The following is a 20,130-nucleotide window of genomic DNA, read 5'->3' as shown; positions in this document are numbered from 1 at the left end:
CTTTTCCTTGTTAGTTAGCCGAAATTGGATTGATTATCAAGTTTCCAAAGGTGTCTAGTTTGCCAGCGTGGCCGGGCAAGATCAATGTGGTCGAGTCCATCTCGGTTACGATTGCTGGGCCATTTATCACGTTGTTAGCCCGTAGTTTTCTACGGTCATAGATTGATGCGCTAGCCATGGCTCCATCTACGTAGATCTCGCGCGTGGAGATTACCGCACTGGAGGCATCGCTATCTGCCTGGGCGATCATTTCGGCACTTACTTTGGGATGTTCGCCTTGAACGACTGCGCGTAGGTGTACCAGTTCACACTCGGTATCGAGAGCAAAGGTGAAAAGTCTTTCGTGTTCCTTTGCGAATCGATCGCCGATTATCTCAAGGATGGCGCCGCTTACTTCGTTAGAGCTCAGTCCGATTGTAACTTCGAACCCCTGACCGTGATAGCGAACATCAACGGAATAGGTGACCTCTTGAAGATCGGCGCTTACCCCCTCGCCTAAAAGTTCCGTGGATGCTTCTTGGTGCAATTCACCCAGAAGTTTTTCAATTTCACGATCTGAAGTTGAGCTGAATCGACGGATATAGGTTCGCGACGATTCAGAACGAAGTCTCGTAGTGGCATCGCCGTAGGCGCAAAGGACGCCGGGCGATGGTGGAATGATGACCGGCCATGATCCCATGAGTCGCCCTAGTGCATTCGCATGTAACGGTCCAGCTCCACCAAATGCGACTAATGCAAATTCACGAGGATCGTACCCCTGTTGGACAGAGACAAGGCGTAGTGCACCAAACATATTTTCGTTCACGATATCAACTATGCCGGAGGCGGCTTTGTATATGTCGAGATCTAGTGCTTGCGCGACACCGGCCACCGCCGTTTGCGAGGCCTCATAATCGAGTTCCATCTCTCCGTCTAGGAGTCCGACTGGAAGGTATCCAAGTACAGCATTTGCATCGGTAACCGTTGGCTCTAGGCCACCTTTGCCATAGGCGGCAGGTCCTGGTACGGCACCTGCTGATTGTGGTCCAACCCTAAGGGCTTTAGTAAGTTCTGGTACGTGGGCGATCGAACCACCACCTGCACCCACTGTTCGAACATCGACCGATGAAGCTCTGATGGTGAGGTCACCCACTGTCGTCTCTCGGCCAATGCGAGGTTCGCCATCTTGAACCAATGCGACGTCGGTTGAGGTGCCGCCCATGTCAAGGGTGAGAAGGTTCTTGTATCCACTCTGGCGTGCGAGCCAGAGTGCTCCGGATACGCCTCCGGCAGGCCCACTCATTAGCATATTCACCGGGGCACTAGAGGCTGTCTCGACACCCATAAGTCCGCCGTCTGAGCGCAGGATATGAAGACGTGCCGAGGGCGCAATCTTTGTCAACTCATCTCCTAGATTTTTGAGGTACTTCGCTGCCGTGGGTCGAACATAAGAGTTCGCTACGGTCGTAAGGGTTCGCTCGTATTCCTTTATCTCTGGGAGAATTTTAGAAGAGAGTGAAATCGGGATCTCCCCCATGACAGAGGCGGCTAGTTCTGCAATTCGGCGTTCGTGAGAATCGTTGGTGAATGAGTTGATAAGGGAGATTGTGAGTGCCTTTACATCTTGGCCGGCCAAATATTTCAACGACTCGATCATCGCTGGTTCATCTAGCTCTTCGATCACCTCGCCCTTTGCTGAGATTCGTTCTTTTGCCTCAACTGTGTTTTCAAGGAGAGCTAGTGGCGTTGGCTTTGGCCATACTATCCACCCTGCCAATCCACCTGGGACAAACGAACGTGCGATTTGAAGGATTTGGCGATACCCTTGCGTGACGATCAATCCGACCTTGGCGCCTTTGCCCTCCAATACGGCATTTGTTGCCACGGTAGTGCCGTGCATTACATGTGAGAGGTCGGCTTGAGATATTCCTGCACGGTCACATATCTTGGAAATTCCCTCTAAGACACCAATGGATGGATCCGAAGGTGTTGAAGGTACCTTAGCTCGGTGAGTCTCACCGTTGGTCTCGTTGATTAAAAGTAGGTCGGTGAATGTTCCGCCCACATCTACGCCCAATATGTAGGACAATTTTCCTCCTTGGAGTTATCTTTTATTCTCGGTGGGGGCGATCAACCTCGATGCCAAAAAGCGGCTTTTTGAGGTTTGATTGAGATGATCTTTGGTTAAAGACGCTGGTGGGATCGAGAGGTTCGCCAACAGCCCTTGATTAGGAAGGTTCCAAGATATCAAAGGTGTCGGTGGTCTCGTTTAGTGGCCTTTTGACTTCGTGTGCCTTTGGGTTTTGACTCGTAGTTTTTGACCTTATCCTAGATAACCCCCTTTGTCGATAGTTGCTTAATTTGATCTGGTGAGTATCCAAGCAAGCTTTGGAGAATTTCGGTGGTGTGTGCTCCCAGTTCTGGTCCTGCCCAACGGATATATCCAGGTGTGTCGCTTAGCTTTGGAGCGACATTCTGCATAAGGATTGAGCCAAAGTCTGGATGGTCGACGCTCACAATGGCGTCTCTTGCTGCAAAATGTGGATCACTTAGCATATCTGGCGCACGAAAGATCTTTCCCTGAGGAACGCCATTTTTGTCAAGTATAACTTCAAGTTCCGATGTGCTATGGCGGGATGTCCACTCGCTAATGATCTCATCTAGGAGCCCTTGGTGGGCACCCCTTGATGAATGCGTTGAAAATCGGGGGTCGCTTACGTATTCGGGCTTTTCCATCGCATCGCAAAGGCGGCTAAATACTGAGTCCTGATTGGCTGCGATCAGAATTAGTGCAGCATCTTTGGTGGGGTAGATATTGGAGGGAGCCACGTTAGGGAGAATTGAGCCAGTTCTTTCCCGAATGTAGTTGGCCAGTGTGAATTCTGGAATTAGAGATTCCATCATCGCAAGGACAGCTTCGTAGATTGCGACATCAACCACTTGACCCACTCCGGTTCGATCTCTGGAATGAAGTGCCATCATCGCACCGAGCGCCGCAAAGGTGGCGGCTAGAGAATCTCCAATTGAGATGCCAGCTCTCGAGGGGGCGGTGGAGGGATCTCCAGTTACGTAGCGCAGGCCTCCCATCGCTTCGCCTATCGATCCATAACCGGCCTTATGGGAGTAGGGGCCACTTTGTCCATAGCCGGTGACCCTTACCATTATGATTTTCTTGTTAATGGACTTTAGGGTTTCATAGTCGAGGCCCCACTTTTCTAAGGTCCCAGGCCTAAAGTTCTCGATCAAGATATCTGACTCTTTGACCAGGTCTCGGATGATATCTTGGCCCTCTTTTGTCCTTAGGTTTGTGGTTAGAGAACGCTTTCCACGTGCTACGACTGGCCACCATAGGCTCAATCCATGTGGTTTTTCTCGCCCCCATTGTCTCATCGGGTCACCTACGCCGGGATCTTCTACCTTTATTACGTCTGCTCCAAAGTCCCCCAGGAGCTGTCCCGCGAAGGGTCCAGCTAAAAGTTGGCCCATTTCTATTACGCGAATATCGCTTAACGGAGTGTCTTTACCGTCGTGGCCTAGTTTTGTCCCTAAAAGATCGCCATTTTGGCCCATTGTGAGCTTTTCTCCTTATGATTTTGGGCTATTGAAAACCTATAAAATATGCATGATGATTGATTTGGCTCGATGGCTATGGTCGTCTATCTGAGATTGCTATCTCTTCAACTTTTGGAGGCACAGATAGAACGGCTCTTGCTGAATAGATGTGAGATTTCATCACAGATTCCGCCCATTCTCCATCTTTAACCATGTAGGCGGCGATCAGTTCTCGATGGTGGGACATAGATCGTATCAGCTGCTCATGGTTGTAGCGGCGGAAGGTATTTCTAACTGTAGCAACTTGAATTACAGAGGACAACTGTTCAGATAGCCGACCATTTCCAGCACTTGCAACGATTACCGAGTGGAAGTGGTTGTTGAGTGGAGTGATTGCATCAATTACGACCTCCGATGAAGTCGAAAAGGCTATCTCTTCCATCTCGCCAGCCAGCTTGGTTAAAAGATCGATGTCGTCTTTGGAGATATGGCTAGCGGCGATTCGAGCGGCGTAAGATTCCAGTTGGCCACGTAGAGCAAAGACTTCGCCGAGTTCGTTGGGTTTCCATTCCAACACTCGTGCTCCACGATGGCGAATCACACTCACGATCCCCTCTGCATCTAACCTACGTAGAGCCTCTCTTACTGGCGTTCTTGAGGTACCATAGCGACCTGCTAGTTGCTCCTCGCGTAATGATTCACCAGCTACGAAAGTACCATCGAGAATCTCGGATCGCAAGATATTGTATACGTCTTCGCTAATCGATGCCATAAATTTGCCTCAACAGTCCATAAACTCAAAGAACTAATCGAAATTGTGTACAATTTATCGCATCGCACGATCAAATGTTGGATTTTCAAGTTGTTTTTATATTAAATTTTTTGCCAAGGTTTTAAGACATTTTGACCATAACCGCACGATATGGCTGTGGGCAGTTTGGTCGTTTGAGCTCACAAGGTGTATCAGTCATAGATCGGCCATAGATCAGGGATAGGGCTGTTGAAGATCGTTGCTGAGGTGTCATGTAGCCATGACGCGGGCTTTAGAGGCCTAAACCCTAATTATGGTGGCACACTTGTCCATAATGAGCTATCTGTGAGTTGAGATAACTCAACCAATCAAGACCACGCGATCTCATTTGCATTCTTTCATGATTCTTCCGATTCTCTAAAGCACCTTGGTGGATTCTCTGGACCCATTTATTTTCGTTCCTCCTATGGCGTCTATATTTTTAAGATGCCCAAGAAAAGTTAATCAGATGAAGAATCGGCTGCTTCAAAGATTTCGGCGAGATGCTCCAAAGATAAAAGAAAAGTCACTTTCATCGGATAATTTTGATGAACTAGCCGACGATTCGATTTGAAAATCATCGTGATAGACCCAGGTAGCCTAAAATCTATTCGAAATCATTGACATTTATCCAGGGACCCTTTAGACCCCTAAAGATGGCCAATTGAGCAAAGAGCTTTATGCAGCTTTCATGGAGTTTACTAATATCCAAATGATGATTTTGGCGGAAGATCAAATTTCGCCATGTGTGTCAAATGCAGACGTGCCCATTGAGGCGATTAGAGCCATTTTAGGAAATCATCAGAATCTCTAATTGTCGATGGCGCTCGGTAGATAAATCCGGGGGCCATCGACGGTATCTTTGACGCCAAGTGAGTGGTTGAGTGATTTGTAGCATTTCAAGGCGGGCTTTTGCCGAAGAAAATCTGTATTCAAGAGAAGATATACTTCAAATTTCGATTAATTTCTGGGACCCTAATGGTCTTGGGAAATACCATTTTGCGAATACAAGTTCAAAGCGTATTTGAGCCGCGAGGCTTCGGGCTCAAATACGCTTTGGCTGCGACTCAATCATAATTTACCCAAGTTAGAAAAGGCCAACCTCAAGATTTGCTCGGCAAATCGAGCTGCGGATTAACCAGCGGCACTGGTCGTGGGTGAAGCTGGCGCAGAAGTAGACGGCGAAGTTGGTGCAGTGGTCGTGGGTGAAGCTGGCGCTGTCGGGAATGGTATGGCTGATGCTGGAGGCGTTAGATTTACGGTTTGGTTCCAATTGCTAAATTGGAGGTTTACTGCGATTGAAGTTCCACTAATAATTCCGCTTATTGGGAGTGGTGACCCCACAGTTGGTACGACCAACCCAAGTTTTCCTCCTACGCTCGTTCCGTCGAGCTCAATCACTTTGGTTCCAGCGACGTTGGCATGGGCTTTTTTGGTTACTCCGCTTAGACCAACGGATTGGGCCAGATTTGACATTGTTACGCCAGATGCAAGTGACGTATAGCCACTGCTTCCAGATGGGACTATTAGCCATTTATTGGCGTCTTGGGTGGCAAGATTGACCGGAAGGCCGAAGTTGCTAGCCAAGATTGCCTCTGGAGCCTTTACATAGGCATTTGTCGGTGTAACTAAAATCGTTGCGGTCTGACCAAGTATCGTAACTGTCCTTATTCCGCCCGTCTTTGCAGCGTCGAGAACTTGGCTAGATGAGGATGTTCCCTGCTGAACCTTGATGACCATACGAACAGAAGTGGCGCCAAGAATTGCTTTGGTGACCGAGCTCTCAGCTGCAGTCGCGTTCAGCTTGTCTATACCGTTGTTAGTGGGCGCGCTCGATCCGCCGCATGCACTTAGGACAATGGAGGCAAGAAGGGGAAATATCATTAAATTTTTGTTTGGCACGCAACCATGCTAGCCCAATTGGGAAATTTATAGACGGACCTCAATGCCGACCCCACTGTTTTTGCGTTTTTGTACCTGTCTAACAGAGCAGCCAACGATCTAGTTGTATCGGCAAATAACTCCTTGATAAGATATCACCCTGAAACAACAACGTCCTTTGGAAGATCCCATCGGAAAGGAGTCGATTGGCTTTTCCACATTTGTTTACGCCTTCAAGCGGTACTTGGATCTTTGATTAGAGCCGATTTTTACGAATTTGTCCAAAAGACCTTTCGATTGGATCTATGAGGAATGAGATAATGGATTTGTAGAGCTTAGGGGGGGGGAGGCTTTTTCAAATAGTTGAATCTTGTAAGCTTTGGGGCTTTGCTAGGTGGGTCAAATCCGATCGCTGAATCGCGCACTTGGTGGATGCGTTGGAGATCAATTGGCTATCTTTAGCGAAGATTTAAATGAGGTAGATCTTAGGGTATTCTTTTTAGATCAGCGATTGATCCTTGGCTACTTGGAAGGCTAACAACTTATGGGGCCAATGCTAGTTCGCGTAGTCTAGAACTTATTTTGGAGGTTTATATCCATGGGGGATCTTCTTTCGGAGGCTCGGTCTCTCGATGACTCTGATCAACTCTCTTGCTTTCGTGACGAGTTTGTACCTATAGAGCCCGATCTAATCTATTTGGATGGAAACTCCCTAGGACGCCTACCAAAACGCTCGATCGAGATTGCTAATGATGTCATTGCCAGACAATGGGGTGTGCAATTGATCGAATCTTGGAAGACTTGGATCGATCTCTCAACTACTTTGGGTGATCGACTATCTCAAAGTGTTTTGGGTGCTAAGAAGGGCGAGGTGGTTGTATGCGATTCAACAACTATCAATCTTTATAAGATTGCCCTGTCGATCATAAAAGAACAACGAGGTGATAAGGAGGCGAGGAAGAAGATCGTTATCGAGGCAGATAACTTTCCCACCGATCGTTACATAGTGGATTCCCTGGCCCAAGAGTTTGGACTTGAGGTTATTACACTTCCGGTGGATGACTCCCTGACGATATCGATTGATCTATTCGAAGAGGCCTTCGACGAAGATGTCATATTTGGTTGCTTCAGCGCGCTCTCGTACAAGAGTGGTGCTCGAATTGATATGGCGGCAGTTAACTCGATCGCCCAAGGTGTTGGATCTCGAGTGATATGGGATTTAAGCCATGCTGGTGGGGCGGTAGTCGTTGATTTGGAGGGGACGGAATCTCAATACGCAATCGGATGCACCTATAAGTACCTAAATGCAGGGCCAGGTGCCCCTGCTTACCTTTATGTGCGCTCTGATTTGATAGAGGCGATGGAGAACCCTATCAAAGGTTGGTTTTCTCAGGATGATCAATTTGAAATGGCTGAAAAATACAGTCCTAAATCCGGTATTAGTCGCTTTTGCACCGGTACTCCTAATATTATCGGAAGCTACCTCGTAGGTGCCGGAATTGACCTTATAGCGGAGGCTACTATTGAAGCTCTTGAGGCCAAAGGTCACGCCTTGGGTGACTTTTTCATCAAAGGATTTGAGGTCGAACTCAAGGACCTCGGCTTTAGCCTTGCGTCGCCCAAAGATCAGAGCCTCAGGGGCTCACACGTAAGTCTGTCGCATCCAAGAGCACGTCAAATTACTTCTGAGTTGATTGATCACGGAGTTGTTCCGGATTTTAGAACTCCATCGCTCATTCGGTTTGGATTTGCACCGCTGTATCAATCCTTTATAGAAATTTCTAGGGCAATCCAAGTGATTCGAGAAGTGACTATCGGGATGCGATAAGGTGCAGGCAGCTGATGGCGGATTTTCTATCAACGACTACGAATCGACCTTCTGCAGCCCGATCTTTTCCTCTGTAAGTTTCATATTGACTTAAACGCGAGATAGAAGCCAGTAGGCCGATGGTTCGAGTTTAAGTAAAACTTCAAGATTGTCAAAGTCCAAGTAAAGACCCGGCCCAATTCAGGACCCGGCCCAATTCAGGACCCGGCCCAATTCAGGACCCGGCCCAATTCAGGACCCGGCCCAATTCAGGACCCGGCCCAATTCAAGCGAAACTATTGAGGGTATGGGGATCTTCTATTAGTTGATTCAAGCGAAACTAATAGAAGATCCCAGTCTTTGCATAAACCGCTACATCTCGTAGGGCTTTAGTGACGGCTCAAGCGCATTAATTTTTGAGATTTGTAACAATTGCTACGTGTTGGCTGGCGATTGCTTACCACCTGCCCGTTAGCTTCGTTCTATGGGCTATATCCGTTCTTTTGACGTATTGGGGGGGTCAAAAAGACTTATCCCCCAAGCCAGATCAGGAGCTTCTAAGACCTAGTCCGCACGAGTCTAAGAATGAGAGCTTTGCAGCCATTGCTTCCCGCCAATTTGCCAAGTCCTTTTGAAAGTGATTTCCGTCGCCGTCTTCATAGGCGTGTTCAACTTCGTAGAAGGCCGTATCCTCTGCATCGAGAAGCTCGCGATATTTTGCGAGTATACGGTCATCAATTACACCTCGAATGGTCAAGGCTACCTCCTAGGTTCTAAGAGTTTGTGTTGATAATTTCTCGATAATACACCCAAACGAGGGTCTAAAGCGAAAAAACATCACATGAATTGATGTTATTTGCGATTGCGAAGTCGTCGATCAATGAAAGGTCTCCTTGCAATGTCTTTATAGCATTGAGGTAGGGCTTGCCTGTCTTGATATCAAACTGAACTTTGGAAAGATCAAATACGGCAGTTGTCCATAGTCCCTGCCACGAACTAAGTGCACTTTGATCGGCTGGATAATTTGAAATAGCGTTCATGGCCTTAGAGATCGATGTAAGTTGATTGGAGTATTTTGATATGAACGCAGTGCGTTTTGCTTTAGAAGATGAATAAGGGCCCGAGAGGATTTCACCAATCGGAGCAATAGATGAAGCTTTGTAAATCGTGCAAGTAGAGGCAAGTTTGGCAACCAATGTCGTTTCGCTCAAAAGAGGTACAGCGGGAGTGCTTTTACTAATACGGCTGGAGGCACCAAACATTTGCATTGCGTAACTTGAGACGGTGGCAATGCCCAGAACTAAAAAGAGTGTAATCGCTAGCAAATGTCGAGATCTCTTTACCCGCGACCTTGTGTGTTGAGTATCGCCTAGTGGACGGTGGTCCGGAGCTAGGAGTCTTCTAACCACATGTTTTGGCTCGTCAGAGTCGATATCAGCTTGAACTTTTACAAGTTCGGCCCACTCTGGTCCTTCGAGCCAAAACGGGGTAGATCGCGTCTGGCTGCTCCAGAAAAAGCCGTCGAAATATCGCAGGTATTCTCCATTGGGATTACCAATTCGATACCAACCAGCGGCACCAGGAAGTGTAGTATTGGGGTTTCGACGCCTTTTTCTCACTTACTTTTCACTCTTTGAAGTGAGCTCTGATGCGAGCGTATTTACCTCGCTGACCGATCCCGAAATCTTAATTTCACCAGCAGCGATAGCATCGGCTACTTGAAGCGTTCCGTTTCGGATGGCAATTGCAATATCCGCCGCTGCCTTTAGGGTAAGAGTCGGCGGTCCATCGCTAAGAGCAGTTGGACCGCCGTTGCCGAGATTGAGATAAACGACGGCATGATCGTCATGATCGTGTATCTCGAGCGCGATTGAGTATGGCTTGGAAAAGTTAGGAAGATCTACCGTCTCTAAAAACCCAAGCCGAATCTCATCCGCTAATTTTTCAAGGCGAATATTAGACACGGTCATATAGTATCGCGCGCTTTACCTCTTCGATCGCTTTTGTTACAGAGATGCCTCTTGGGCAGGCTTCTGTGCAGTTGAAAGAAGTTCTACAGCGCCAAACGCCAGATTTTTGATTCAGTATGTCGAGTCTCTCTGTCGTTGCTTGATCTCTTGAGTCAAAGATGAACCTGTGTGCGTTAACGATCGCCGCTGGGCCAACGTATTCATCGTTTGCCCAGTAAACAGGACACGAAGTCGTGCAGCAGGCACAGAGAATACATTTAGTGGTGTCGTCGTATTTTTCTCTGTCGCTTTGGGATTGTAGACGCTCTTTGTAGCCTGGATCATCATTTGCTATTAGGTAGGGAAGAACCGAACGATATTGTGCAAAGAAGGGCTCCATGTCTACGATAAGATCCTTGATTACCGGTAACCCACGGATTGGTTCTATCGTTAGGTCGGTTCCAATATTGCGAATTAGATTGACGCATGCGAGTTTGTTCTCTCCGTTGATCACTAATGCGTCAGATCCGCAGACTCCGTGAGCGCAAGATCGGCGAAAGCTTAGCGTTCCATCGAATTTCCACTTCACAACATGTAGGGCATCTAGAACTCGGTCGCCAGGCTTTAGCATTATGTCGTATTCTTGCCAATGAGGGCGTGTATCGACCTCTGGATTATACCTCTTGATCTTCAAATGGACCTTTACCTCGGCCTCATGTGAATCGATCTGTGGTGAACTCTGATCTGTAACGGTCATATCTTTAGTACTTTCGTTCCATGGGCTGATATTTGCCACCTTTGACCGGCTTGTAGTCAAGGCGCACGCTGCCATCTTCTTGTCGATATGCAAGGGTATGTGTCATCCAGTTTTGGTCGTCGCGGGTGGGAAAGTCGTCCCTCCAGTGTGCGCCACGGCTCTCCTTGCGCGCTAGGGCCCCGATCACAAATGCCTCCGCTAAATCGAGGAGGTGACCAAGTTCCAAGGCTTCAACTAGGTCGTAGTTGAAGACCTCACCCTTGTCGTCGATGGCGATGTCGTTATATTGCTTCTTGATAGTTTGGATCGTTGTGAGCGCTTCCTCTAAGGATTCCTGCGTTCTTACGACCGAGGCGTTGAGAGTCATTGTTTGCTGAAGATTCGTTCGAAGCTCTCCAACCTTCATGGTTCCGTTAGCATCCTTGAGCGCCTGGATTCGTTCGCGAACAGGAGTCTCCACGCCTCGGGCAACCTCTGGGTGCGGTACTTTGGCAACATATTCTGCCATAGCTTTGCCACCGCGACGGCCAAAGACGACGATATCTAAGAGTGAGTTGGTTCCAAGTCGATTTGCGCCATGTACCGAGACACAAGCACATTCGCCGGCCGCATAGAGACCCGGGAGAATTGTCTCGTTGGAGTCGACAAGGACTTCGCCATCGACGTTGGTTGGAATTCCACCCATTGCATAGTGTGCCGTTGGCTGAATTGGAATGGGTTGAGTCTTTGGCTCTATGCCCAAATATGTACGCGCGAAGTCACTAATGTCGGGCAACTTGGCATCGATTTGCTCTGGAGGAAGGTGTGTGAGATCGAGATAGACATAGTCTTTATCTGGCCCAGCTCCTCTTCCTTGGCGAATTTCTGCATGAATAGCACGAGAGACCATATCGCGGGGTGCAAGATCCTTGACAGTTGGAGCAACGCGCTCCATGAAGCGCTCACCACTGCCGTTTCTTAGAATTCCGCCTTCGCCTCGTGCAGCCTCGGAGAGTAAGATCCCAAATCCATAAATGCCTGTTGGGTGGAATTGATAGAACTCTAGATCCTGGATCGGAATTTGTTTTCTGAACAGGAGGCCCGGACCGTCACCGGTGAGGGTGTGGGCATTTGAGGAGATTCTAAACATCTTTCCGTAGCCGCCGGTGGCAAAGAGAACTCCCTTGGACACAAATACATGTAGGTCGCCGGTCGAGAGCTCGTATGCGACGATACCAGCGGCCTTTCGCTCTCCTGTGCTTTCATCAAAGAGAATATCAAAGACCTGAAATTCATTGAAGAATGTCACATCTCGAGCGACACACTGCTGATAGAGCGTCTGTAAGATCATGTGGCCGGTTCGGTCTGCAGCGTAGCACGAACGCCGCACTGGCGCTTCCCCATGGTTTCTTGTGTGGCCTCCAAAGCGCCTCTGGTCGATTCGACCTTCGGGGTTCTAGAGAATGCCATGCCAAAGTGCTCAAGGTCTATGACCGCATCAATGGCTTCCTTGCACATGATGTCGATAGCGGGTTGATCACCTAAGTAGTCAGAGCCTTTGACCGTGTCAAAGGCGTGCCATTCCCAGTAATCCTCCTCGACATTTGAGAGTGCTGCGCACATACCGCCCTGAGCGGCACCGGTATGAGAGCGGGTTGGGTAGAGCTTGGTTATAACGGCGGTTTTAACTTTTCCGGCAACTTCAATCGCTGCGCGGAGGCCTGCGCCTCCGGCTCCGACGATGACCGCATCGTAACTGTGGTAATGGACTTTCACGCTATATAGCTTTACACGAAATGGTGACTTTTTGAAATCTGTAACCGAGAAAAGATCAAAAGAATTGTATTTTTTTATTAATTCAGTGACTTATGTCACATTTTTGTCTCAAATTTCAGATTAATACCGCATTTGATCGCTCCAGGGTGGCTCTAGCTCAGATGAATTTATCGATTTTTGGGACTTGAAAGGAGCCTAAATGACCTCGATCGCCCTACATAGCTCCCATGGTTGGCCTATCGTTGTATGAATGGAACATGTAAAGATAAAGACGCTTGGTGAATTGAATAAATCCGGATGGACCTCTATGCCTATCGCTGCTGAAATGCGCAAGAATGCTATTGAGGCGATTCGTAGCGGCAGAGGACTTTTCGACGGGATCCACGGGTATGAAAATACGGTGATGCCCCAATTAGAGACGGCGATTTTAGCTGGCCATGATGTGATCTTGCTAGGGGAGCGAGGCCAGGGTAAGAGCCGGATTATTCGAAGTTTGGTCTCGCTTTTGGATGAATGGCTGCCGATTGTGGAAGGTTCTGAGATAAATGATGATCCCACCAATCCAGTCTCAGTCTATGCGAAGGAATTGATAGCGAAAAACGGCGACGAGACACCCATAGCATGGGTCCATAGAAGTGCGAGATTTGGCGAGAAATTGGCGACGCCAGATACTTCTATGGCCGATCTGATAGGCGATGTTGATCCGATCAAGGTCGCTGAAGGTCGGTACCTCTCAGATGAGTTGACGATGCACTTCGGACTGGTCCCGAGGACAAATCGTGGTATTTTTGCCATCAATGAATTGCCGGACCTTTCCGAGAGGATTCAAGTCGGTCTTCTTTCGATTCTTGAGGAACGTGACATTCAGATCAGGGGATATCGAATTTCGCTTCCGCTCGATATCTTTCTGATCGCATCGGCTAATCCGGAGGACTACACCAACCGTGGTCGTTTGATTACTCCGCTAAAGGATAGATTTGGCTCTCAAATTCGAACTCATTATCCACTTTCTTCGGCTATTGAACTGGAGATAGTCGACCAGGAGGCTCTTTTTTATGATGATGAGGATTCGAATATATATTTCCCCCAACATCTAAGAGGGGTAGTCGCGTTGGTCTCTGAGTTGGCCAGGAGGGCTCCAAATATAAACCAGAAGTCGGGAGTGTCGGTACGAGCTACAGTGGCAAACTATGAAGCTCTTTCTGCAGCGGCCTTGCGACGTACGTTGATATCCGATTCACCCGACGCGGTGGTACGACCTTGTGATTTTTGGGTCCTTGCTTCGTCTATGTCTGGAAAGATTGAACTTGACACGGTTGATGACACCGACGAAGTCATGGTCATCTCCAAGCTCGTGGATCGCGCAAATCTTGAAGTGTTTCGCTCATTAGTGACCTTGGATGAACTGCGACCATTGGTAGCGACCTTTGACGAAGGTTTTGAGGTAACGGTTGGAGAAGATGGCAGTGATGAACATCTCGCAAAGGCTCTGGAGAGTTCGCCTGAAACCCAACTGGTGATCGACCGAATCGAGCCTAGTGCATTACCGCAGGCTAAGTTGGGTGCCCTTGAATTCGTCTTGGAGGGGTTGCACCTTGCTAAGCGATTGAATAAGTACGAGGGCGATGCTGGCTCGATTTATGCAAAGCGAACAAGATGAGACGCCCCGGCAGTTGGAGTTCCGTTCGTTATGGAAGATGGGATGGGACTCAAGAGATCGAGGTAGATGTATCTGAGATTTTCGACGAGATTGCCGACGCACTGCTCTATCACGGCGATCCCATGTCTGCCCTGCGGGAGCTAATGAATCGCGGAATGAGAACTAAAGATGGTGGTGATATCCTCGGGCTGAAAGAGGTTCTTGAGCGACTCAAACAGAGGCGCTCTGAGCTCTTTGGTAAGTACGACCCATCGGGCAAGGCTAGCGAGATTGACAATGCAATTAGATCGATCCTAGAAAGTGAACGTCGGGCGCTTGAGGAGTATCTAGAGGCAGCTTCCAACTCCAAGGACGCTCCTCGGATCGCACAGGCAGAAGAACTTTATCTGAACGATCAATTGACGCTTGATTCCCTTGGACCTTCGATTGCTTCGAAGATTCAGTCGCTTGGAAACTATGACTTTCTCTCTCCGACTGCGAAGAGAGACTTTGATGATTTGCGAGAATCTCTCGAAAGAGAGTTTGTCGAAGGCTTCTTTGAGTCTGCTAAAAATTCATTGTCGACTATGACGCCAGAGGATTTAGAGAACTTCCGAGAGATGATCGGCGCCCTCAACTCCCTTATAGAGGCTCATAATGCAAACGAGGATACATCCGAAGCTTTTGAGGCGTTTATGGATAGGTATGGTGGATCTTTTCCGCCTGGCATCGCTAACACTCAAGAGTTACTCGACCACCTTCTCACGCAGATGGCGGCCGCCTCGCTCGCCTTTGGAGCTATGAGCCAAGAACAGCAAATGGAATTGGCTAATCTTGCTCAGAATGTCAATGGTGATCTCGATCTCTCCTGGGCTATCTCTCAGCTGATGCGATCTTTGTCCCCAATGATGGACTCGATGCGCTTTGATCCAAGGTCCTTTCGGGGGAGCGATCCTATGTCTATTGGCCAAGCCGGCCAAGTATTGGATGAACTTTCCCAACTCGATTCCATCGAGAGTTATCTCCGAAGTATTGGAACTCCTGGTGATCTATCTCGGTTGGATTTCGATCAAATCTCTGAATTGTTGGGCGAAAAAGAGGCCTCCTCGCTTCGGCGACTTTCGGAACTTACGAAGCAGCTAGAGGATGCTGGTTTGATTGGAATGAGCGACGAGAGGTTGACCCTAAGTGCCGGCGGACTCAGAGCGATTGGGCAAAAGATGCTTCAGGAAGTTTTTGATGATTTGGATGCATCGCGCTTGGGTGGTCATGATTTGAAGAGGCGTGGGGTAGGCGTTGACAAGGACTTCGAGACAAAGCCATATGAGTTTGGCGATCCGCTAAACCTCTCCTTAGGAAAGACCTTAGCCAATACTATCGTTCGCCAGAGAGGCGGACTTCCACTCAAAGTAGAGGTCGAGGACTTTGAAATTGAGACCACTGAAGCGATGGTTAGCGCATCGACTGTGCTGTGTCTGGACCTCTCGCTGTCAATGCCGCTACGGGATAACTTTTTAGCCGCAAAGAAGGTCGCAGTTGCTCTGTCGACCCTGATATCTACGGCTTACCCCAAAGACTACCTTGCCATAGTGGGTTTTTCTGAGGTGGCACACGTCATAAAGCCGATGGATTTGCCTAGCGTTTCATGGGATTATGTATATGGAACCAATATGGAGGATGCTTTGCGCCAATCACGAACGCTTCTTAGAAGGCGTTCTGGACGCAAGCAGATCATCCTTGTAACCGACGGGGAACCAACGGCGCATATCTTAGAAAATGGCGAGCCATTTTTTAGCTACCCTCCGGCCCGGGAGACAATATTGGCGACTCTTTCGGAAGTGAATAGATGCACAAAGGCCGGTATAACAATCAACTCCTTTGTGTTGGATGCAACCGACTATCTCGTGGACTTTATGAACCAGGTTGCCAAGATCAATCGGGGCAAGGTCTTCTATAGTGATCCATCGGATTTGGGGAAATATGTTCTTGTCGATTTTATGGCTCAGCGGACTTCGTAACCTTAATTAAATTTCGAGATAAGAGAGTTTTATTCCCGTTTTTCGGGACAAAAGTGCTTACTTTGGGAAATAGAAAAATTTAGTTTGGAATTGAACGATTTTTTAGATGCGATAGCTAAGCTCACTCATAGTCGCAGTTCAAGGTCAAGTATTTGATATTCGACGCTAGATGCTTCGTCTGTTGCATTTTAAGTTTGAGCCTTTGGGGGAAGGAGGGGTGGTGTGACCATTGTTGGCTACGAGCTCTCTTTAGGTAAAGAAAAATGGCAGGAGTTTGCCCGCTGCAAGGGTTGGGATCCAGAGATTTTTTATCCAGATCGCGGGGTTCCATCGGCTTCTGCTAAGGCTGTTTGTAATGAATGTCCGGTTCAAGGGGATTGCTTAGAGTATGCCTTGAATCAAGATGAACGTTTCGGGATTTGGGGCGGACTCTCTGAGAGGGAACGGCGAAAGCTTCATCGACAACGAGTAATGATGCGGGCACGAAATTAGCTAAAATGCTTGACGAGTTGACGGACCTAGCGGTCGTCAACTCGTCCTTTATTAAGATTTTTGGTACCGACACACCGAGGCGCAATCTCCGGCAAATCTGCTCATAGAAGGTCGCCGACTAGTCGTGTACCACGGTAATTTCTAGACGAGCTAACTCCGACTCTAGCTACTCAATGAGCGATCTTGCAAAGCCTAGATTTGTGGTCCAAGTAGGACCCATTGGTTCATGAGTGCCGTCATGACTCTAGTCGAGTTTAGGCATTCCTAATTTATGCGGCACCTACGAAGAAGTCTTCAAAGAGCTTGTCAAAAAAGACGACATGTTGCGTAAAGCCACTAAGTGTGGCGAGATGCTATGTTTGGATAATGAATGAGTGGAAAGCAAGGACTTCTTCAACGAGTAATGATGCGGGCACGAAATTAGCTAAAATGCTTGACGAGTTGACGGACCTAGCGGTCGTCAACTCGTCCTTTATTAAGATTTTTGGTACCGACACACCGAGGCGCAATCTCCGGCAAATCTGCTCATAGAAGGTCGCCGACTAGTCGTGTACCACGGTAATTTCTAGACGAGCTAACTCCGACTCTAGCTACTCAATGAGCGATCTTGCAAAGCCTAGATTTGTGGTCCAAGTAGGACCCATTGGTTCATGAGTGCCGTCATGACTCTAGTCGAGTTTAGGCATTCCTAATTTATGCGGCACCTACGAAGAAGTCTTCAAAGAGCTTGTCAAAAAAGACGACATGTTGCGTAAAGCCACTAAGTGTGGCGAGATGCTATGTTTGGATAATGAATGAGTGGAAAGCAAGGACTTCTTCAATGTTCCATTAACGGCCACCTTAGGTGCTATACGTCAAGCAAGCACATCCCTACGATCAATGACCATCAAGAACGCTCGATCACGACCTTGGGGTGGGTATTTCTTCTTTGCCATAAGGGCCACCTTGTGGCTTTAAAGATCGATAAGGTTCCAGTATTTTCTATACGTCGCTCTGGGCTGGCTTTCAATGGCATAGGACACTTTGTTTCGCTTAGGTAGTTAGGCCAGCCGAAACGGAAATCTTTCGATTTGTGACTATGGGAAGGTTCCATCCTCGGCAAATAGGTCGATCGTCTAATGGCTGGGCAATGCTAAAGCTGGTGGTTTGACTGAGCTCGACTGATGGACAATTGAAGATTCAAGATAAGCAAAATAGCACGGCTCACAGATACAGAGCAATCTTAGGCTTGGTCGTACGTGGATGATTCGTGCGAGGGTGGACTCCTCCTCTTGATTGTCGGCCCTTGGCTTCTTTTTCGTGAGGTCCGGACTCTTGACATGGAACGCAACTCTCATGCAACGTTTGAGGCTTAGCATCATGATGCATTTTCGATAAGAACTATGCACTAAATATTTCTCATATTGAGATTTGTCAGTCACAAGGGGGAGCCGTGGCAGTTTTTGAAGCACCAGGCAGTTCTGGAAGTATTACTAAGTTCAACGATCGTTACGATAATTTCATTGGAGGGGAGTGGGTTGCACCAGTAAAGGGAGGATACTTTGAGAACATCTCACCCGTCAATGGAGAAGTATTTTGCGAGGTTGCGAGAGGAACTGCCGAGGACATCGAGCTGGCTCTCGATGCGGCACATGCGGCGGCTGGGAAATGGGGCAAGACATCGGTTGCCGAGCGAGCAAATATTCTCAACTAGATCGCTGATCGAATTGAAGCGAATTTACAGGAACTTGCAGTCATCGAAACGTGGGACAACGGTAAAGCGGTTAGAGAAACATTGGCTGCTGACCTTCCGTTGGCAGTTGATCACTTTCGATACTTCGCAGGTGCCATTCGTGCCCAAGAGGGCGGCATCTCTGAGATTGATGAATCGACGATCGCTTACCATTTTCACGAACCATTTGGTGTGGTGGGGCAGATGATTCCCTGGAATTTCCCCATACTCATGGCAGTATGGAAATTGGCACCAGCCTTGGCAGCCGGCAACTGTGTGGTTCTCAAGCCCGCTGAGCAGACTCCAACTTCAATCCTGAAGGTAATCGAATTTATCGCTGATCTTTTGCCCGCAGGCGTTCTCAATGTCGTGAACGGTTTTGGTGTCGAGGCCGGTAAGCCGCTGGCTTCGAGTTCTCGGATTCGCAAGATTGCGTTTACGGGGGAGACGACTACTGGGCGTCTGATCATGCAGTACGCTAGCCAAAATATAATTCCTGTTACTTTGGAGTTAGGCGGGAAGAGTCCAAATATATTCTTTGGCGATATCGCAAATGAGAGGGACGCCTTTTACTCGAAGGCGCTAGAGGGATTTACAATGTTCGCATTGAACCAAGGTGAAGTTTGCACCTGCCCTTCTCGAGCACTGATTCAACGGTCGATGTACGATGAATTTATGGTCGATGCAATTGCGCGCACTAAAGCTATCAAGCTTGGGAATCCATTAGACGCAGAGACCATGATGGGTGCTCAAGCGAGCAATGACCAATTAGAGAAAATCTTTCCTATATTGAGATTGGCAAAGCTGAAGGCGCTAAGATCCTCACCGGTGGGTCTAGGGCTGAGCTTGAAGGCTCGCTGTCAAAGGGTTATTACGTGACCCCAACCGTCTTTGAAGGCAACAATTCGATGCGTATCTTCCAGGAAGAGATTTTTGGCCCGAAGATAGGGCGACTCATTCGCAAATGCTTCTAGGGGAGTCTCGCCAAGGCCATTATGTACTCTCGTATCAGTTTGTCGACACCAAGAAAGAGCCTGTTCATTCAAGTCGGCTAAGTTGGTAAAAGTACGTGCTGGCCAAAAGTTATCCTTGGCGTATCGTATTCCTCGTTCTACTTTGCCCTTTGTCTGGGGTCTTCTCACTGGAGCTAACTTGATTGATATACCTAAATATTTAGCCAAGTCGCTCGTGTGACTATTTAGGTCCCATCCTTGAGTGGTTGAGCCACCAAGGACAACTGTTTTCATGTGATCGGTAAGAAATGCATCGGTTATGCCACCAAAGTAATAAAGAGCATTGATCAAACAGGTAGAAAAGCCATAGATGTCAGCTGTTAGGGCAAACTCTAGATAGACCCTTTAGCTGTAACCCATTGTCACCATAAGTCCAGCGATGTTTCTCCTTGTTCCTCGGTGATCGTCATAACCAAAGAGTCCCCAATCAAGTTGAATCTGAGCTCCCGGTTTGCTTTCATAGCGAATGGTCGCCTTGGCGTGAGGTCGAATATTTGGTTTGATAGATTTTACGTAATTACGGATCGTCGTTTCTTTAGAGCTATAGCCCAAAGGTTCTATTCGAGAGAGTATCGCTGGAGCACTGATCAATCCGTCTTTGACAAAACCATCAATCATCTCCTTATAGAGGACCTAAGTTTTGATCCCCAAGGGGCTCTAGGTGGTTTAGTTTCGCACATTGCTCCATCACGAACGTACTTGCGTACAGTATTCCTAGATACACCGGCAAGTTTAGATATTTCGTGATAGCTGTGTCCTTGTGATCTTAATTCAATTAAATTCATTA

Annotated in this window: 15 protein-coding genes and 2 pseudogenes; 5 read left to right on the top strand and 12 right to left on the bottom strand. The window is 48.0% G+C overall.

Going from position 1 to position 20,130, the window contains the following annotated elements; translation table 11 throughout:
- Nucleotides 1-10: 10 nt before the first annotated feature.
- From ACIDITHRIX25_RS78980 to ACIDITHRIX25_RS78965, 4 genes are all read right to left on the bottom strand, one after another.
- Nucleotides 11-2,068: a hydantoinase/oxoprolinase family protein gene (locus ACIDITHRIX25_RS78980; RefSeq protein WP_201733291.1), complete on the bottom strand. Its 2,058-nt coding sequence runs from the start codon at nt 2,066-2,068 to the stop codon at nt 11-13.
- Nucleotides 2,069-2,307: 239 nt separating this feature from the next.
- Nucleotides 2,308-3,549, bottom strand: coding sequence for a CaiB/BaiF CoA transferase family protein (locus tag ACIDITHRIX25_RS78975; protein WP_201733290.1), 1,242 nt, complete (start codon nt 3,547-3,549; stop codon nt 2,308-2,310).
- A gap of 76 nt (nt 3,550-3,625) precedes the next feature.
- Entirely contained in the window at nt 3,626-4,303 is a 678-nt protein-coding gene (locus ACIDITHRIX25_RS78970) for a GntR family transcriptional regulator (RefSeq protein ID WP_052604621.1), read from the bottom strand.
- A 1,152-nt stretch (nt 4,304-5,455) separates the two neighbouring features.
- Nucleotides 5,456-6,223 (bottom strand): hypothetical protein, encoded by a 768-nt coding sequence (locus tag ACIDITHRIX25_RS78965; protein WP_152625850.1) that lies wholly within the window; start codon nt 6,221-6,223, stop codon nt 5,456-5,458.
- A 577-nt stretch (nt 6,224-6,800) separates the two neighbouring features.
- Between ACIDITHRIX25_RS78965 and ACIDITHRIX25_RS78960 the strand changes: the two genes are divergently transcribed.
- A complete protein-coding gene (locus tag ACIDITHRIX25_RS78960) occupies nt 6,801-8,030 on the top strand; it encodes a kynureninase (protein ID WP_201733289.1) in 1,230 nt (409 codons plus the stop codon).
- Between the two features lie 526 nt (nt 8,031-8,556).
- Here the strand turns inward: ACIDITHRIX25_RS78960 and ACIDITHRIX25_RS78955 are convergent.
- The 5 genes and pseudogenes from ACIDITHRIX25_RS78955 to sdhA all read right to left on the bottom strand — a co-directional run bounded on the left by ACIDITHRIX25_RS78955 (nt 8,557) and on the right by sdhA (nt 12,470).
- The gene (locus tag ACIDITHRIX25_RS78955) at nt 8,557-8,766 is read right to left on the bottom strand and encodes a hypothetical protein (RefSeq protein ID WP_052604618.1); all 210 of its coding nucleotides are present in this window, start codon (nt 8,764-8,766) and stop codon (nt 8,557-8,559) included.
- Between the two features lie 64 nt (nt 8,767-8,830).
- Nucleotides 8,831-9,628 (bottom strand): hypothetical protein, encoded by a 798-nt coding sequence (locus ACIDITHRIX25_RS78950; protein ID WP_201733288.1) that lies wholly within the window; start codon nt 9,626-9,628, stop codon nt 8,831-8,833.
- Entirely contained in the window at nt 9,629-9,979 is a 351-nt protein-coding gene (locus ACIDITHRIX25_RS78945) for a hypothetical protein (RefSeq protein ID WP_201733287.1), read from the bottom strand.
- Nucleotides 9,966-10,715, bottom strand: a complete 750-nt coding sequence (locus ACIDITHRIX25_RS78940) for a succinate dehydrogenase iron-sulfur subunit (protein ID WP_201733594.1) — start codon at nt 10,713-10,715, stop codon at nt 9,966-9,968. The genes ACIDITHRIX25_RS78945 and ACIDITHRIX25_RS78940 overlap by 14 nt, the downstream gene beginning before the upstream one ends.
- 4 nt (nt 10,716-10,719) lie before the next feature.
- Nucleotides 10,720-12,470 (bottom strand): annotated as a pseudogene (gene sdhA / locus ACIDITHRIX25_RS78935) (succinate dehydrogenase flavoprotein subunit).
- Between the two features lie 250 nt (nt 12,471-12,720).
- On the opposite strand from sdhA, the gene ACIDITHRIX25_RS78930 reads away from it, so the two are divergent.
- The 4 genes and pseudogenes from ACIDITHRIX25_RS78930 to ACIDITHRIX25_RS78915 all read left to right on the top strand — a co-directional run bounded on the left by ACIDITHRIX25_RS78930 (nt 12,721) and on the right by ACIDITHRIX25_RS78915 (nt 19,304).
- Nucleotides 12,721-14,130, top strand: coding sequence for a sigma 54-interacting transcriptional regulator (locus tag ACIDITHRIX25_RS78930; protein ID WP_201733286.1), 1,410 nt, complete (start codon nt 12,721-12,723; stop codon nt 14,128-14,130).
- Entirely contained in the window at nt 14,127-16,127 is a 2,001-nt protein-coding gene (locus ACIDITHRIX25_RS78925; RefSeq protein WP_052604612.1) for a vWA domain-containing protein, read from the top strand. The genes ACIDITHRIX25_RS78930 and ACIDITHRIX25_RS78925 overlap by 4 nt, the downstream gene beginning before the upstream one ends.
- A gap of 222 nt (nt 16,128-16,349) precedes the next feature.
- Nucleotides 16,350-16,619 (top strand): WhiB family transcriptional regulator, encoded by a 270-nt coding sequence (locus tag ACIDITHRIX25_RS78920; protein WP_283770431.1) that lies wholly within the window; start codon nt 16,350-16,352, stop codon nt 16,617-16,619.
- A gap of 1,432 nt (nt 16,620-18,051) precedes the next feature.
- Nucleotides 18,052-19,304 (top strand): annotated as a pseudogene (locus ACIDITHRIX25_RS78915) (aldehyde dehydrogenase family protein).
- Here ACIDITHRIX25_RS78915 and ACIDITHRIX25_RS78910 read toward each other — a convergent pair.
- The 3 genes from ACIDITHRIX25_RS78910 to ACIDITHRIX25_RS000000104435 are packed head-to-tail and all read right to left on the bottom strand — an operon-like array spanning nt 19,191 to nt 20,128.
- Nucleotides 19,191-19,634: an integrase core domain-containing protein gene (locus ACIDITHRIX25_RS78910; RefSeq protein WP_160291723.1), complete on the bottom strand. Its 444-nt coding sequence runs from the start codon at nt 19,632-19,634 to the stop codon at nt 19,191-19,193. The pseudogene ACIDITHRIX25_RS78915 and the gene ACIDITHRIX25_RS78910 sit on opposite strands and share 114 nt — an antisense overlap.
- A gap of 54 nt (nt 19,635-19,688) precedes the next feature.
- Nucleotides 19,689-19,961 (bottom strand): hypothetical protein, encoded by a 273-nt coding sequence (locus ACIDITHRIX25_RS78905; RefSeq protein ID WP_052604141.1) that lies wholly within the window; start codon nt 19,959-19,961, stop codon nt 19,689-19,691.
- A complete protein-coding gene (locus tag ACIDITHRIX25_RS000000104435; RefSeq protein ID WP_502756221.1) occupies nt 19,958-20,128 on the bottom strand; it encodes a helix-turn-helix domain-containing protein in 171 nt (56 codons plus the stop codon). The genes ACIDITHRIX25_RS78905 and ACIDITHRIX25_RS000000104435 overlap by 4 nt, the downstream gene beginning before the upstream one ends.
- Nucleotides 20,129-20,130: the final 2 nt, after the last annotated feature.

This window comes from Acidithrix sp. C25 (genome assembly GCF_904848545.2).
The sequence above is the reverse complement of the archived record's forward strand: the minus strand, read 5'-3'. Positions and strand labels throughout refer to the sequence as shown.

What these genes read in the sequence shown, in the direction of transcription:
- ACIDITHRIX25_RS78940 (WP_201733594.1), bottom strand. Translation starts at nt 10,715, where the DNA reads ATGACCGTTACAGATCAGAGTTCACCACAGATCGATTCACATGAGGCC.
- ACIDITHRIX25_RS78905 (WP_052604141.1), bottom strand. Translation starts at nt 19,961, where the DNA reads ATGATTGATGGTTTTGTCAAAGACGGATTGATCAGTGCTCCAGCGATA.
- ACIDITHRIX25_RS78945 (WP_201733287.1), bottom strand. Translation starts at nt 9,979, where the DNA reads ATGACCGTGTCTAATATTCGCCTTGAAAAATTAGCGGATGAGATTCGG.
- ACIDITHRIX25_RS000000104435 (WP_502756221.1), bottom strand. Translation starts at nt 20,128, where the DNA reads ATGAATTTAATTGAATTAAGATCACAAGGACACAGCTATCACGAAATA.
- ACIDITHRIX25_RS78970 (WP_052604621.1), bottom strand. Translation starts at nt 4,303, where the DNA reads ATGGCATCGATTAGCGAAGACGTATACAATATCTTGCGATCCGAGATT.
- ACIDITHRIX25_RS78930 (WP_201733286.1), top strand. Translation starts at nt 12,721, where the DNA reads ATGGAACATGTAAAGATAAAGACGCTTGGTGAATTGAATAAATCCGGA.
- ACIDITHRIX25_RS78960 (WP_201733289.1), top strand. Translation starts at nt 6,801, where the DNA reads ATGGGGGATCTTCTTTCGGAGGCTCGGTCTCTCGATGACTCTGATCAA.
- ACIDITHRIX25_RS78975 (WP_201733290.1), bottom strand. Translation starts at nt 3,549, where the DNA reads ATGGGCCAAAATGGCGATCTTTTAGGGACAAAACTAGGCCACGACGGT.
- ACIDITHRIX25_RS78925 (WP_052604612.1), top strand. Translation starts at nt 14,127, where the DNA reads ATGAGACGCCCCGGCAGTTGGAGTTCCGTTCGTTATGGAAGATGGGAT.